Origin of the sequence: Candidatus Marimicrobium litorale (genome assembly GCF_026262645.1) — a bacterium.
Classification (GTDB): Bacteria; Pseudomonadota; Gammaproteobacteria; order Pseudomonadales; family Halieaceae; genus Marimicrobium; species Marimicrobium litorale.
The window spans coordinates 558,997-574,981 of sequence record NZ_SHNO01000001.1 but is presented as its reverse complement, the minus strand read 5'-3'; the positions used below and the strand labels follow the sequence as shown (position 1 = coordinate 574,981).

The following is a 15,985-nucleotide window of genomic DNA, read 5'->3' as shown; positions in this document are numbered from 1 at the left end:
TTTTTTGCAGTATATACACTCCTCCGTCGATAATTGAAGGGCCGTGTGCTATTTTTTGTTCAAATATTAGCAATCGATCGATAATTTATGCCTGGGCATGATAACCAGACGCCTCGTGAAACAAAGGGGCAGCGCACCGCTAACCGCATCGTGGACGTTGCAGAGGAATTGTTTGCCACCCGGGGCTATGACGGCACCAGCCTGCGCCAGATCGCCGAGCTCGCTGGTATTGCGCAGCCAGGCTTGTACAACCATTTTGCCGGCAAGGAAGCGCTCTATGAGGCAGTCCTGTTTCGCGCTCTGAACCCAATGGCCGAGGCCCTCACGCGACATATGTCAGCTGCGTCGAGCTTGCACGAGTATACCGACCTACCTGCTGTCATGACGGACCTGCTGTACGATCACCCCCGCATGGCTGGACTGTTCCAGCGGGCGCTGCAAGGGGACACGGCATCGATCGGGAACCAGATGGTTTACGCATGGCTGGAAAAGCTGTTTGATCAAGGCATGCAAAGCATGACGATCTACGGTGAGAGCGACTCCCCGGCACCGGACAAACAACAGGCTCGCGCGGACCTCGCTATCAACCTCATCGCCATGTTCAACCTGACTACGGGCTACTTTCTCTCCGAGCGTGTTTTCGCCTCCCTGGCGGAAGGCGATTTACTGGATCCTGAGAATGTCGCGCGACAGAAAAACCTGTTACGCAAAGTCATCAGGGCTATGCTCGTTAGCTAGCCTTCCTCAGTGTACGTCGATACGACGCCGCTCTTTCACTTTCTCCACCTGCTTGGGCGCCTGTAACGTCAATACACCGTCCTTGAATGACGCCTCGATATCAGACTCCTGCACATTCTCGCCCAGCTTGAAGGTACGCCTGTACTTGCCGGAGGCTCGTTCCTGCCGAATGATCTTTCCTTTGCTTTCGTCATCAAGTTTTTTGACCCGCTCAGCTTCCAACGTCAGTACGCCTTCCTTAACGTGCACATGAATATCATCCTTGTCGATACCAGGCAGCTCTGCTGTAATCTCGTAGTGATCACCCTGCTCCTGTATATCCACGCGAGGCGCAAGGAATGCACTGGCACCTGAATGCGCCTGTGCCTGGAAGGAATCACTAAAGAAACCGTCGAAATCAAACAGGTTGTTTCGCGAAATTAACGACATAATGTATCTCCTATTTACTCAGGCATCATCGCCTCTGTCTCACTTAATGGGTGCTGAAATCGCTTTTTCAAGTGCAACACAACAGCGTTCATCCAAGAAGTTGATGCAGATCAAAAGGGATTTTGCGCTTGAGGAATAAAAAGACCAAAAGACAGAAGAGCAAACTTGGGGTTTCTGTCGCTAGCGGCCATAATAGTTGCCTATGCAAACATCGAATCAACATGACACACAGGGCGCAGCGCACTGGGCAGCATCTCAGCAACAACCGCGTATCGCCATTATCGGGGCCGGCATGTCCGGCATTGCCGCGATCGTAAAACTAAATCAGGCGGGGTACACCGACATCACCGTCTATGAAAAATCCAGCCGCGTAGGTGGCACCTGGCGTGAAAATACCTATCCAGGCTTGTCCTGCGACATTCCTTCCCGATGGTATAGCTTCAGTTTCGCGCTGAAAGCGGATTGGTCACACCGGTATTCCTATGGACACGATATACAGGCCTACCTTGAGAGCGTCGCGCAGGACTTTGATGTCAACCGGCACATCCGCTTCAACACACCCGTACGCGCTCTGGTTTACGAAAAACCACACTGGCGATTAACGACCCACAGTGGTGAGGAATTCGAATTCGATATTGTCATCTCCGCAACAGGCGTGCTGCATCACCCCGCGTATCCCGCAATTGATGGTTTGGAGAGTTTCGCGGGGGCACGCTTTCACTCGGCGCGCTGGAACCACGATATTGATCTGGCCGGAAAGCGTGTTGGCGTCATTGGAACCGGATCGACAGCCTGCCAGATTGTCGGCGCTATCGCCGAGGAAACAGAAGAACTGCTTGTCTTCCAACGGACCCCGCACTGGATGATTCCGATGCCGCAGATCGAGTATCGCAAGACCTGGAACCGGTTGATGGCCCTGCTTCCACCACTGCGGCGCATGGCCTATCATTTTTACAAGCGTATTATCCTGCATACCTTTAGCGAAGCGACGATAGGCAATGCGCGTATGCAGAAATTAATCACGCGTGCCTGCCTGAAGCACCTACAGGACGCGGTGCCCGACGCGCAATTGCGCGAGAAACTGACGCCTGATTATGCCGCCACGTGCAAGCGCCTGATCGTTTGCTCGGATTACTACCCCGCTGTCAGTCGACCGGATACCCACCTCATCACAGACAATATCCGCAGCATCGAGAGCGAAGGCGTTCGCACAGTTGACGGGGCACTGCACAAGTTGGATGTGCTGGTGCTGGCGACCGGATTCGACGCCAGCGCCTTCATTCTGCCCACGACCGTGACAGGAGAAAATGGCGCGGATCTGGAACAACGCTGGCAGGGTTCACCCCGAGCACACCGAGCCGTAGCCATTCCGGATTTTCCCAATTTCTGGATGCTGGAGGGGCCGACAGGGCCGGTGGGCAATTTTTCCCTGATTACCATCACTGAACATCAGGTCGATTACATCATCAGCATGCTGGACAAGATGAAATCTGACCACCTCGCCGCAATTGCTCCCAAGCGGGCCTCTTTTGAGGCGTATAATCAATCGATGGGCGAAGCAATCAAGCACACCACCTGGTATACCGGTGGCTGTGACAGCTGGTACATTGATGACAGTGGTATTCCCAACCTGTATCCCTGGAGCCCTCTGCGCTATCTCAAGGACATGCGCAACCCCGATTTTTCTGAGTACAGACTGATTCACCAGTGACTGCAGTCAATTAGTTGCCACCAGAGCCTGGCGAAAGCTTGCCATGGCCGAGGCAGCACGGAATAATCCACTTTCGCAATTTTGCCGCCCTTAGCTCAGCTGGATAGAGCGTCCCCCTCCTAAGGGGAAGGTCTCAGGTTCGAATCCTGAAGGGCGGGCCACTAGACCTCTGTTTTGTATCGCTTTTTTACAGAATCCTGCAAAGCCTAAAAACGCGGTGCGCGCAAAGAGTCTATGGCGGTACCGGCAATAGCGTATCACCGTCTAATGCGAGTTTATTTGTCAGTAGCCTTGCCACCCGTATGTTCTGGTTTCCATTTTGCCACGACGCGGTGACCCGCTAAAATGCAGCCGAGATTGGCCCCTATCGTCGCGCCGATCTGCGCGATTGCGACGCCTTGGATGCCTAAGTGCCTCCCCAAGTACGCCATTCCGATCACCCCCGCAACCACCCAACCACCGAGAATAAAAACGGACTGCCCTAGACCGACGAGGTATTGACTAGCCATCATGGGTAGAAGAAGGAACGCACTGATCGTAAATCCGGCCAAGTAAATTATAAATGCGCTCGTCGCGACTTCGTATTCCTCACCATACAAAGCAAGTAATTGCTTGGCATAAAGCAACTGAAGCACCCCGATGACTACCGCAGTTCCGCCGACCCAGCGAAACCACGCAAAGTTAATTTTTCGCAAAGCGACGGTGTTCTGATCGTTGACGGCATCGGTCATGATAGGTGAAAAAACCGCACTTGCCCCCATTGCCAGGAACAGCAGAAAACCAGCAAGTTCTCCAGCCGCGCCCAGAAAAGCCGCTCCCGTGTCGTCATCTGCAAACCAACTAACGGCCACTACACCCCCCCTGTCCAACACTGTCATGCAGAACATCGCGAGGGAAAACAACGCACCAGCACGCAACCAATCTATCGATTCGAGCCGATGCGAGCCCCTTCGAAATTCTTCTGGTTCGGCCACTTGTCGAATTCGATAAAGAGCAAGAAGGACTGCGCCATAAGCCAACCCGTAGATGACTACCGCATGGATTACGTCGAGTTCCTCCCAGCCCAAGGCTGTTACCAAAAGCGTTAGAAGAATAATAATGGTAAACGGGGCCAAACTATGGACCGAATTTCCTAGAAGATATCTTCCGTGTGCGGCCGCTGAACCGACAAAAAAGCGAGACAGGGCAAGCAGGGGCAGAAGCGCCAGAACCAGCGCGAAATTCATGTGCTCGTGAAAGGGGTCATCTTGAAAAACAACGTGTGCTGGCACAAGTATCACAATGCAAGCCAGGCAAGTTCCAATGATCACCATAGGCCCAATTCTTCTTAAACCGCGCGCCGCTTCAAAATCACCAGAGCGCTTGGCACGACGAAAAACTTGCATCGTCAGCCGCTCCGTACCCAACGATGCGAACATCAGCACGATAACTGTCAGGTTGATTCCGGAAGCGAATTCTCCAAATTCGGTAACGCTCAGGGTGCGAGCCAGTAAGATGCTCGCAACAATAGCCAGACCACCGCGAGCTACTCCTAAGCACAGGCCAAAAAAAATTTCCTGACGCGCTGGCAGCACGATGGAAGACGGTTTTTTCATGCATTGCGCCTATACAAATGTAACAGCCATAAGTTTACATCGGATAAATGCTAATGTTACTACTAAACTAGTAAAGACGATGCAATGCAGACAAAAATCTCGTGGAGCAAGAAAAAATATTATCAAGTCCAAGTATCGGACAATAAAAACAACTATCGTGAGCAGATCTCCTCATGGATACAAGTCATCAGGCCTGAAAACAGTAATGCTCGACCCCCGCTAGCGCTGTAATTGTTCTGCACCATTTAAGACGGGCTGCGGAGCCTGTATTATCCGCACTGAGACGCGCAGATTTAGAAAAAAGAGGACTCGCCATGAACGGATCCAGCATCAAAAGCTTCCTCAAGCCCGCCTAGCAACCGAAAGCACCACAGAGATCGCCAACACCATCTTCATCGGCATCGAGCTGATCAGTGTTGGGCGTGATGACACAGTTGTCACACACGTCGCCGACGCTGTCGCTATCAGCATCCTTCTGTTGAGGGTTGGCAACCAACGAACAATTGTCATCAACATCGGCCCAACCATCGCCGTCGTCATCTATGTCGCAAGCATCTCCCTCTAGATCACCATTGGTATCGAGCTGATCGGTGTTAGCATCATAAGGACAATTATCCTCTCCGTCAGACACACCATCATCATCAATGTCGTCATCAATTATCGGCGGCGCACTTGCCATGAAAAAGTCCCACTGCGTTTGATTATGAACCTTGCGGTAGCGATGATTGTCTGGCCCCCAGCCATTGACCTCTATAATGCCATCGATGCCGATGCCATCTTCATATACGTTGTGTCCGTTCGCCACGAGTTCATCATAGAGAGTTTGGCTACCCGAATAGTTAACAAGGCCGTCATCAACAGCGTGTAGCAGAATTCCATTCAGTTTGGGTGTCGGATTCGGCCCGGGGGGCACCGCTGTACTGCGATTACCAGAATGCTCTCCAAAAGCCGCTATAACATCACCACGCCATCTTGCTGCGGCATAGCTGAACATTGCGCCGTACGAATGCCCCGTTGTAAAAATGTGTGTCTCCCGAATATTGTAATTAGCCTTCGCCCAGACAACCATCTCATCAATGAAATCTAGATCATCCGAATTTTGACCAAAGCCCCAAGGTAAAAAACCTGTACCCAGAGGGAAGATGACAATAAATCCATTTTCGTGAGCAGAGGTCTGCCACCCGTAATAGCCATTTTCCGCAGAGCCCCCGCTTGCTTCGCTGTTATTGCCGCCGAAGCCGTGAAACATAAAAAGAAGCGGCGTCTGCTTCGATGGATCATACGACTCCGGCACATAGTAGCCAAAATTCCTTGAAGTTCCATCAACATTTATATTGGTATATACAGGCGAAAAATCGACAGCCGAACAAGGCAGAGATACTGCCATTATCCCTAAAATAGCCACTAAGCCAAAACTGCATTGCCTCATAATCTAAGCCCCTCTGCTTGAATAATTATTGATCTATCTGGCGTTCAGCTGTGTGGTTCAGAGGTCCGTTTAGGTTACTCCTCAAGAAATACGAAGCCCTTGAAGCGCCTGCGGTGCCTTGAGGGTAGACTGATATGTATGGGACAAACAAAGTTCCTTGAAGTTCCATCAACATTCGGGCTGCTGGAAGTAGGTTTACTCACTGATCAAGGGTGGCCTACGAATAATCGCTTTTTGCCAGAATCCTTTAAAGGCCAAAAACGTGGTGCGCGCAAAGAGTCTATAAAGAGTCCAAAAACACCATACAGTCGCGCACCACGCTGCACAATTACGCACATGCTGTACGCATTGGATACACGCAGATACATGCATATTGTGCGTTTCCAGTTGAATCTACAGAACTGGCACAGGAGAGTCTTTGTGTCCACCCTAAAGGAAAGGTCTCAGCTTCGAATCCTGAAGGGCGGGCCATGAATGACGAAGGTCAACTCCCTGCGCTTGCGTCGCTTGCTCGATGGAAAACCAGACCCTCTTCTTCAACGGGACTAAAGCGCGTTTCGAGCAAGTCCAGGAAGTAGTTTTCGTTGCGCTTCCAAGGTGCCCTCTTCCCAACTTTCGGAAAAAGATGCACGGACCTTCTAACATATCCAGAAGATAGAACCGAAAGCATATCTTCTACCTCCATATTCGGGTCTTCGTTTTCTGGAACACAGTAATTGTATCGCTTGCTGTCCATCAAGTTGATCAATCGGCAGGCATACTGGCAGGTTAAATCTACTTTCAGAGTATAGGACCCTGCCTGAGCATAGCCGAAACATTGCACGAAATTTGGCAGTCCGCTAAACATCATGCCTTTATAGCTAAAGGATTCACCTGTTGTGAACGGCGCTTGATCAACGCTGATATCGATTCCGCCTAATGCAACCAATTTCAGGCCTGTTGCCGACACAATGATATCCGCATTAAGCGTCTCGCCAGACTTAAGCTTTATTCCCGTACTGATGAATTTATCAATATGGTCTGTCACCACGGAAGCCTCTCCATCTGCAATCGCTCGATAAAACAGGCCATCCGGATCTGCGCAAAGCCGCTGATCCCAGGGCTGATAGTTTGGCTTGAAGTGCGTATCAACATCGTAGTGACTACCCAGAACTTGACGGGCCGCTCGCCGTAGCGCCTTTTTTACAAACTCAGGCCGCCACTTGCTGATCTTCAGAACCCAAGTGACAAGAACAATATATTTCCAACGATTTATCGCATGCAGAACTTTCTCGGGTAGCAATGGCCCCAAATATCTGGCTACGATGTCAGTATCAGGCGCCGGCAGAATATAGGTCGGAGAGCGCTGCAGCATTGTGATGTGCTTGGTCGACTCTGCTATAGCGGGAACGATTGTCACTGCGGTTGCGCCACTTCCAATAACAACGACTTCTTTGTCTTTGTAATCAAGGCCTTTCGGCCAGAATTGGGAATGAAAGAATTCACCTTCGAAGTCATCGCTGCTTTCAAATGCGGGCTGGTACGCCTGCTCGTAATCATAATAGCCACTGCAGCTGAAAATAAAATTACAGCTATAATAGGCAGGTTTTTTCGATTCTTGAGATTCGACTTCAATCGTCCATCTAGCGTCTGTACTTGACCAACTCGCTCGCTGAACTTTTCTACCAAATAGGATATTTTTTGTGATGTCGTATTTGTCGGCGGTCCTCCTTATATACTCTCGGATCGACGGGCCATCGGAAAACATTTTCCCACCGGTCCATGGCTCAAACGAATAGCCCAACGTGTACATATCAGAATCAGAGCGAACGCCAGGATATCGAAAAAAATCCCATGTTCCACCAAGGCTATCCCTAGCCTCCACAATTAAATAGGTCTTTTCTGGGCAGTGCTTGTTCAGATGATAGGCGGCAGAAATTCCCGACAGGCCTGCGCCAACGATAATGACATCCACCTGAATTACATCCGCCACGCTGGGCTTACTTTCGGACTCTGCTTTCATCACGATCTTTCCGATTTGGTTATTTTTCTATAAGCAGGCGGCTACTTTGTAACAGGAAAACCGCGGAGCCGCCTTCATACTTATTTCCTGGTGACCTGATTACTTTCCAGAACCTTAATCGCTATCTTGCCTTTCGCCCTTCCAGTCATGCTGCGCTGATAGGCCTCATCGATATCTCCAAAAGAGAATTCACTATCCAGAACAGTCTTAAGCGCTCGCTTCTCGAACAATTCGGTGAGCTCGTTTAGATCATCCGTATTACTCTCCACCGTCACCGCGAGGGTTCGATGTTGCACAGGAAAGAGTCTTGAAATGATTGCAGATGAGAACCCTTTAGACTGGCCAAAGGTGGTAACGAATAGCCCGCCCTGTTGCATAAGCGACGCACAAGTTTTAGCGGATTCGTAGGATGTCGCATCAAATATCACGTCAAAACTGTCTTCATTATTGGTAAAATCATTTTCAGTGTAATCGATGACATGATCGGCACCCAAAGACTTAACCAGATCAATATTGCGATAACTGCATACGGCCGTGACCTCTGCCCCCAAGGCCTTGGCGATTTGTACCGCATACGTCCCAACACCGCCGGACGCACCAATAATCAGAATCCTCTGCCCTCTCTTAAGCTCTGCAATCTTAAAGCCTTGCAGTGCAGTCAGCGCCGCGAGAGGCGCCACACCGGCTTCACGGTGTGAAATATTCGCGGGTTTTCTGGCAATTCTACTGGTGGCGATACTAGCGTAGTCAGCACATGCGCTTGTGCGCAGCCGCATGTCCATCCCATACACCTCATCCCCAACGTCAAACTCAGTTACCTCACTACCTTTCTCAACAACTACGCCAGAGAGGTCGTCACCGATAATAAAGGGACGAAACCCCACATCAGGTATTAGAGCGGTAATCGCCTTGTTGAGCTTCCAATCCTTGGGGTTAACCGAGGAACAATGGACCTCAACCAGCACATCGTTCTTACCCGGAGACGGCCTTTTCTTTTCCTTTACCACAACTTTCGCAATAGAGCCGTAGCCTTTGACAGTTGCCGCTTTCATAAAGTTATTCTGTAATTTTTCCGCCACGAACTCTGCCCTCTCCTCGCGTTTTTTCCAAACAGCTCACTGCCCTGTGAGGTATAACCAAGTTTACCGCTCTCGACAGATGATAATCCAGTGCCGGGGTCAGGCGGCGCCCCTCCTCCGCTCATCAAGCGCACTCATCCTCTGCTCATATAAGTTCCGAGCCATTGCCAGTTGACGGCCAAGATTGAGTAGCTTGTAAGCAGTATGAACAGCGCCTGCGCCAAGCTAGATCGGCTGGCGCGGGAAAACACCAACGATGCGTAAGCACCTGAGCTTACACAACGCAACCGGACGACAGCGGCGGATAACGGCCCCGCATCCGTGTCAATTCAGTATTTGTCCGATGCGCCTCAGTTTTACTGCAGACAGAGACACGGTCTGTAGGGCTTTTCAGGCGATAGAGAGGTTCCCGCACTCACAATCATCGTCCACCGATTTTCCTGTAAACTGCCGCATTTGTGCTTCTGAGTTATGTCTTATGAATGCTCCAAACGCCCTACCCTGCGATCTTTCAGTTGAGATTCCTGTTGATTCAGCGGGGACCCCTGCGTGGTTTGAAGAAGCCCTCGCAATGCCGCGACGGGAAGGCTTCGTCGATTCAGGCGGTTGCGCAATTCATTATTTCAGCTGGGGCGACCCGTCCAACCCCGGCGTATTGCTGCTGCATGGGTTTCTCGCACACGCGCGCTGCTTTGCTTTCATCGCACCGCTGTTGGCCAACGATTATTACCTCGTGGCGTATGACCACTCCGGCATGGGAGATTCAGGCGTACGCGAATCGTACCCCGATGAGATTCGGCTGCAGGAGCTGATGGACGTGGCCGCGGCAACCGGCCTGCTCGACAATGACCACAAACCGACCATTGTTGCGCATTCATACGGTGGCAGCATTGGCCTGGTGGCCATGGAGCAATGCCATGAGCGATTCGCACGCCTCGTCATCTGCGATTTGATGACCTTGCGACCGGAGCGCCTGGCCGCGCATGCAAAAGAGAGCGGGCCGCCCGGTTCCCAGAACCCAAAGCGGGAAAACCGCATTTACCCTGATTATGACACTGCCAAGGCTCGCTTCGTTTTATCTCCCCCTCAGAGGGTGAATGAGCCCTATTTGTTCGACTATATGGCCTTCCATTCTCTCAAGCGGGTACAGGACGGCTGGTCCTGGAAGTTCCACCCCAGCGTCTTTGAGCGCAGCGTGGATATCCACGAGCGGCTATTAGCGCAGGGCAAGCGCATTGCCAACGCGCCAGGCTGTGTAGTTATCGTTTATGGTCAGCAAAGCGCCCTGTTCGATGACGATTCTGCCGACTACATCCGCGAGTGCGGCGGCGAGCATATCCCCATGATTGGGATCGCAAACGCGAGGCACCATCTGATGCTTGATCAGCCTGTCGCGTTTTCCAGCGTGCTCAACACGGTACTAAAAATGTCGCGACTGCAGGAAGCCTCGCCTCAGCGGCATCGGGAATAGCAGCAGCCGCAAGGCGCGACCCAGACGCCTGACGCTGGGATGCTAGCGCTGCGCGTCGATGGCACCCTGGATGATCGGGATGAGTTGATCGCGGGCGCCCGCACTGCCCTTGGACGCTTCCGTCATCGTGTATTCCTCAAAGAAAACCACGCCTGCGTAATTGCGCTCGGTGTCAATCCATGACAACGAGCCCCAGGCACCGCCGTCGGTAAACAAGGTGACTTCTTCACCGCTTGCAGGCGCCTCTGACCACCATCCCATCCCGTAGCCACGTCCCTCGTCGAATTGCGTTGTCAGTCTGCGCATGAAGGCCAGGCTATCGGAGGACATCACACGGTTATCGCCGCAAACGCCCTCATTCAGGTGCAATGACAGTAGCTTGGCATAATCGTCCAGGGTGGCCATCATGCCACCTTCCATGTTGGGGTTGGTTTGACCGTTCAGGCTTTCAGGGTTGCCGTCCCAGTCTGCCGCACTGGCCAGATTGTTGCCGTAGGTCGATATCGTCATCTCACAGGGCTGGGCAATGTATTGATCCCACAACTGATTCCACGATGCACCGCCGACCGCTTCTGCTACACCCCCGGACAGTTGCCACTGGCTGCCGCCGTAATCGAACGCAGTCCCCGCCGGCGTGCTTTGCAACTGCGGCAATGGACTCGTGTACAAAGTCTCGGCACAGGCATACAGCGTGCCCTCAGGCAGGAATTGACACAGATGTGAACTGGCCGAATCAAGATTGCCCAGTATTTGCCCCAAACCCGGTATACCAGAGCGGTTCGAGACCAGTTGTTGCGTCGTAATGCTCTCGTCCCACACGCCCCGCCACGGCAGATAGGAGGCAATCGGTGCGTTGATATCAAAGTCTATGTTCTCGTCATCATGCAGTGCCATCAGCAACGTCACTGTGGGCACTTTACTGGTTGAGGCAAGCAGCACCAGGCTGTCCTCCGTCTGATTACCGAATACCGCCTTGTGGATAACACCCATAGCCTGGTCAACCACAATATACCCTCCACCCGGAAAAGCCTCCTCGGAGGCAACGAACTCTGCCATCCACGCGTCAGCCGCGGTAAAGTCAGGTGACTGGGGGGCTGGCGAGGAATTATTATTGTTTGAGTCGCTGCAGGCGGTGATCAAAATCAGGCCTATGCCGGCCAGCAATAACTGTTTCATAGTCTGTCCATTCATCTGTATTGGTGCGACGAATATCGCGCCGTGCCGTGAGTATATGCGGCTGTATTGCCCGAGTACAGCGAGCCGGCAGAGCAGGTCCGAGCGACTGCAAATCCGGCATCGAGGTCAAAGACGCCCTGAGCAATACTTATCGCTGGTCCTGTTCAAATAAAGGTTGAACTTCCCGTAAGAGTCCTTTAATGGTGTAGGGCAATGCCAGCTATATTGCAGTGGACTGACGCCCCATGATCGAAACTAAACAGACCTTTTGCTCAATTTGCGAAGCCTTTTGTGGGCTGGAAGTGGATGTTGAGGACAACCGTATCCGAGAGATTCGACCGAATCCGAACCACGTGGTAAGCGATGGCTATGCCTGCGTAAAAGGCACCCGTTACGATTCCATCCAGCACAGCCCCGACCGTATTACCGCGCCCCAAAAGCGGATCGGTAATACCTGGCAGACCATAAGCTGGGAGCAGGCACTGGACGAAATTACCGAAAAGCTGGGCGCAATACATCGCCGTGGTAACCCCCAGGCGATCGGCCACTTTGTCGGTGCGCCGGGAGGGGCGAACCTGATGGCGCCTATCTTTCGTGGTGCACTGTTTGGTGGCCTCGGTTCGAACCGAATGTATGGCACGGGCACCTGCGACACCATGAATAAATTTCGCGTCAACGGCGATATGTATGGGTCACCCATGCGCCTCGCCTATCCCGATGTGGACCATACCGAGTTTATGCTGGTGCTGGGCGCCAACCCCGCGGTCTCCGGAACCACACTCTATCATTTACCCCGCTCACGTCAGCGCCTCGGCGCGATTGTTAAACGCGGGGGCCGCGTGGTGTTTATTAATCCGCGCCGCATAGAGACGGCACGTGCCGGAGAACATCTGTTTATCCGTCCAGATACCGATGTGTATTTTCTGGCTGCATTCTGTAACGAAGTGATACGGCGGGGCGGTGTCGATAAACCGCGCGTTAACAGTTCAATGAAAAATTTCGAGCAACTGGCTGCCGTGGTCGCGCCCTGGACACCCGAGCGTCAAGCCGAGGTTACCGGCATCAGCGCCGCCACCCTCAGCGAATTGGTTGCAGACTATCTCGCAGCCAACGCGGCATGTCTGAACATGGCAACGGGTGTCAACCAGGGACGCAGTGGCACGCTGTGTTACTGGCTGCTGGAATCTATCAGCGCCATCAGCGGCAATTTCGACAGACCGGGAGGCAACCTGATTGGCGAGGGTATTCTGGACTTCGCCACGCTGGCCAAGGATGACCCCCAGATGCAGTGTACAAGTCACCGGGAGGACGGCTTGTTGACCGTGAGCGGACAACAACCTGCGGGCATGCTGGCAGACGATATTGAAAATGGGGATGTGCAGGCACTGATCGTCGAGGCATCTAATCCGCTACTGGCCTGCGGCAATCCCAACGGCAGGATGGAGAAATCACTGTCCAAGCTCGAGCTGTTAGTCAGTGTTGACCTGTTCCGTAATGAAACGGGTAACCTGGCAGACTATATTCTGCCCGCTACCAGTTGGCTGGAACGCTCAGGCATGCCCTATGCCTTGCAATCGTTTGCTGCCTGCACACCCACTCCTTATCTTTATGCCGCGGGGCCGGTGCTGGCGCCGCCGCCAGACGTACGCCACGAGTGGTGGATTTACACCAGGCTGGCGGACAAGCTTGGCGTTACATTGATGGGCAACCGGGCTATTAGCGCCGCTTTAAAACTGTCTGCACGTCTCGCCCATACCGCTTACGGTCGCTGGATAAAAATTCCAGAACTGATGATCAGCGGCATGCTGAAAAAAGCGGGGCAGCCCGGCCTGAAAAAAATGCTGCGCGATTTCCCCAATGGCTTGCGCCTGCCCGATAACGCGGGAGAGAACTTTCTGGGCACGGACCGGGTACTGACAGAAGATGGCCTGGTTGATCTGGCGCCACCCGACTTTGTCGCAACCTTCGCACGCACTATCGAGAGGTATTACCAGCAGGAACTGGACAACAAGGACCGCATGAAATTAATCGGCAAACGCGAAGTGAAACGCATGAACAGCTCCTGCGCCAACTCCGACCGCCTGGTGCGGGAGATCACCAACTATGCATACCTAAACCCGCAGGACGCCGAGCGCATCGGGGTCATTGATAACGATGCTATTGATGTGGCCTCCGACTATGGCGCTATCACAATCCCGGTGCGTATTACCGATGAAATGATGCCCGGTACCGTGGCGATACCCCAGTGCTGGGGGCATCAGAAGGCCGATGGCCTGCCTCATGCCAAGGCCCATCCTGGCGTCAATTCCAACTTTCTGGCGGGCGATGGTCGAGACAGTATCGAGTTACTTTCCGGCATGTCTCACCTTTCCGGCATTCCTGTAGACATTGTCCGATCCAATCGAATTGTTACGGTAGCCTGACCGCTTTCAACGGCATCCGTCAACAACCCGCAGGCTGCACCACTGACACATTATCGAGTGACACCGAACTTCGGGCGGTGCGCACACCGATAAAGCCCCCTGCATGGTCAGTGTCGATGCCCGGCAGTGAGCAGGATGGACAGGATGCTATCGGCGCGATGCCAAGGAGCACTCACTGCCAACATCAGCGTTCAGCATTAAAAATACACAACGACGCGCGCCTAGCTAAGAACCGCTATCGTCCCATTTATCCGATCACGGGTTTGAGCAGATCGCTGGCCCGCATACCGTGGTAACGCAGGCCGCCCCGCACTCTGGATCGCCCGCCGAGGGGGTCTGGTCCGGATTAGCCACTGCGCGGCAGTTGTCCACCGAGTCCAGCACGCCATCACCATCATCATCCGCGAAAGGGGCCGGTGGATTATTTGCCAGCACACCGCTGATAAAGCTATCGACGAGGTCGTTCGCAACTGTCACGTTGTTGGTTGGCACATGGCCGAGGCCAGGCAGATTGTAAACCTGGTGCGGGCTGCCTGACTGGGCGGCAATAGAATCGATGAGCGACTGGGCCGCCCATTCGCAATTGTTCTGGCCCGCGCTGGCAGCCTCGGGGATGGGTGGGAGGTTCCAAAAACAGAAGGGATCTGATGTGCCGCCGACAAACAGCAGGGGCACCTCATCAAAACCCGCATCGATCCGGGCCTCGGGGGTGATGACATCACTGCGGTTGATATCACCATAAAAGCCTTGTTTTTCGCCAACGCCCTCGTAGGTCCAGCCCGGTTGACGCGGGGCCTGTCCCGGGTAAACGTCGAATAAGTCGAAAGCCCTTGGACTCAAAATAGAATCCCCCACCACACCGGTGAGATGTATGTCTTGCGCTGCAAAGCTCATTGCCAGATTGTAAACACCGACCGAACCGGCGCTGGTGCCGTGGGCGAATACCTCGGTAGTCGGGTAATTCGCGGCGGTATATTCAACCGCCGACATAGTGGCCTGCATGCCGTTCACCTCGGCACCGGGGTTGGGGTTGTTGAGGTAAGACGTGCCAAGGCCGGAGTACTGGTCGTGGTCGCACATCGATACGATGACCACACGATAACCCTCCTGAATGCGCCTTGTGAGGGTGATATCTTTCAACTGTCCGTTCTCAAGGGTGCGTGCTTGAAGTTGTTCGACCAGAAAGTCATCGAAGGTTTCTTCGCGGTTCCAGGTGTCTTCGGTTTGATTGCCGACCGCTTGGTAATCACCATTATCGTCATAAAAACCGGCGCCGCCGCCGTGCAGGTAGACCCATAGTGGCGCTTCAGTCGTCTCGTCACCGTTCGGTGGATTGACGATCATGAACGTGTAATTTCCGCTTAGACCACAGTCATAGGCAGTGTTGCGATAGAAATCAAAATCAAAATCGATGCCGAAGTAGACCTGGCTTTGTTCGGCTACGAGCACTATGCCTGTTGTAGTTCGATCTACGACAAACATCGGCTCGAGGTATTGCATAACGCCGGGGTCGTCCAGTAGGGTCAGATCCTCAAACGCAGAGGAATCGACCCTGCAGTTTCCCGTCTCGCCAACACAAAACCCTGATTGTCTCGCCTTCCATCCGTCAAACTGCCAACCGGGTGCCGGCTCGGCGACAAAGGTCTCGTCGAAGAAGACATCGCTGATGCTAATATCGCACTCCTGCCCCGCTGCGCAGTCCAGGGCCGCCGACAGGGTGGTAACGCCACCCTCTACAGGTGACTCGATGCGCAGGGTGCTGGCGCTGGCGGCCACGCTGAGTGAGAAAATGGCGGCGCAAAGCAGTTTTTTTTGCGCCGCTCGCTGTAGAGACAGCAAAAGACGGAAGACGGACCCGGATTTCGTTTGCATTGTTTTATACCGATGTGACGCTGTGATTTACGACACAGCGTAACCTGCACTAATAATAAT

11 protein-coding genes and 1 tRNA gene are annotated in these 15,985 nt (G+C 53.1%); 5 read left to right on the top strand and 7 right to left on the bottom strand.

Annotated features, from left to right (window positions below; genetic code table 11):
- Nucleotides 1-87 precede the first annotated feature (87 nt).
- Complete coding sequence (locus EYC82_RS02630) at nt 88-738, top strand: TetR/AcrR family transcriptional regulator (protein WP_279248004.1); 651 nt, start codon at nt 88-90, stop codon at nt 736-738.
- Nucleotides 739-744: 6 nt separating this feature from the next.
- Here EYC82_RS02630 and EYC82_RS02625 read toward each other — a convergent pair whose 3' ends face one another.
- A complete protein-coding gene (locus tag EYC82_RS02625; RefSeq protein WP_279248003.1) occupies nt 745-1,167 on the bottom strand; it encodes an Hsp20/alpha crystallin family protein in 423 nt (140 codons plus the stop codon).
- Between the two features lie 202 nt (nt 1,168-1,369).
- Between EYC82_RS02625 and EYC82_RS02620 the strand changes: the two genes are divergently transcribed.
- Nucleotides 1,370-2,878, top strand: a complete 1,509-nt coding sequence (locus EYC82_RS02620) for a flavin-containing monooxygenase (protein ID WP_279248002.1) — start codon at nt 1,370-1,372, stop codon at nt 2,876-2,878.
- Between the two features lie 84 nt (nt 2,879-2,962).
- Nucleotides 2,963-3,039, top strand: a tRNA-Arg gene (locus EYC82_RS02615).
- Nucleotides 3,040-3,153: 114 nt separating this feature from the next.
- Here EYC82_RS02615 and EYC82_RS02610 read toward each other — a convergent pair.
- From EYC82_RS02610 to EYC82_RS02595, 4 genes are all read right to left on the bottom strand, one after another.
- Nucleotides 3,154-4,473 (bottom strand): lipopolysaccharide biosynthesis protein, encoded by a 1,320-nt coding sequence (locus EYC82_RS02610; protein WP_279248001.1) that lies wholly within the window; start codon nt 4,471-4,473, stop codon nt 3,154-3,156.
- A gap of 352 nt (nt 4,474-4,825) precedes the next feature.
- Entirely contained in the window at nt 4,826-5,902 is a 1,077-nt protein-coding gene (locus EYC82_RS02605; RefSeq protein WP_279248000.1) for a CE1 family esterase, read from the bottom strand.
- A gap of 484 nt (nt 5,903-6,386) precedes the next feature.
- Nucleotides 6,387-7,904 carry a flavin-containing monooxygenase gene (locus EYC82_RS02600; RefSeq protein ID WP_279247999.1) on the bottom strand — a complete coding sequence of 506 codons (1,518 nt, stop codon included), beginning with the start codon at nt 7,902-7,904 and terminating at the stop codon, nt 6,387-6,389.
- A gap of 80 nt (nt 7,905-7,984) precedes the next feature.
- Nucleotides 7,985-8,983, bottom strand: coding sequence for an NAD(P)-dependent alcohol dehydrogenase (locus EYC82_RS02595; protein ID WP_279247998.1), 999 nt, complete (start codon nt 8,981-8,983; stop codon nt 7,985-7,987).
- A 478-nt stretch (nt 8,984-9,461) separates the two neighbouring features.
- On the opposite strand from EYC82_RS02595, the gene EYC82_RS02590 reads away from it, so the two are divergent.
- A complete protein-coding gene (locus EYC82_RS02590) occupies nt 9,462-10,454 on the top strand; it encodes an alpha/beta fold hydrolase (RefSeq protein ID WP_279247997.1) in 993 nt (330 codons plus the stop codon).
- 42 nt (nt 10,455-10,496) lie between these two features.
- Here the strand turns inward: EYC82_RS02590 and EYC82_RS02585 are convergent, their stop codons facing one another.
- Entirely contained in the window at nt 10,497-11,630 is a 1,134-nt protein-coding gene (locus EYC82_RS02585; protein WP_279247996.1) for a serine hydrolase domain-containing protein, read from the bottom strand.
- 245 nt (nt 11,631-11,875) lie between these two features.
- On the opposite strand from EYC82_RS02585, the gene EYC82_RS02580 reads away from it, so the two are divergent.
- Nucleotides 11,876-14,053 carry a molybdopterin-containing oxidoreductase family protein gene (locus EYC82_RS02580; RefSeq protein ID WP_279247995.1) on the top strand — a complete coding sequence of 726 codons (2,178 nt, stop codon included), beginning with the start codon at nt 11,876-11,878 and terminating at the stop codon, nt 14,051-14,053.
- Nucleotides 14,054-14,308: 255 nt separating this feature from the next.
- Here EYC82_RS02580 and EYC82_RS02575 read toward each other — a convergent pair whose 3' ends face one another.
- The gene (locus tag EYC82_RS02575; RefSeq protein ID WP_279247994.1) at nt 14,309-15,925 is read right to left on the bottom strand and encodes a thrombospondin type 3 repeat-containing protein; all 1,617 of its coding nucleotides are present in this window, start codon (nt 15,923-15,925) and stop codon (nt 14,309-14,311) included.
- Nucleotides 15,926-15,985 lie beyond the last annotated feature (60 nt).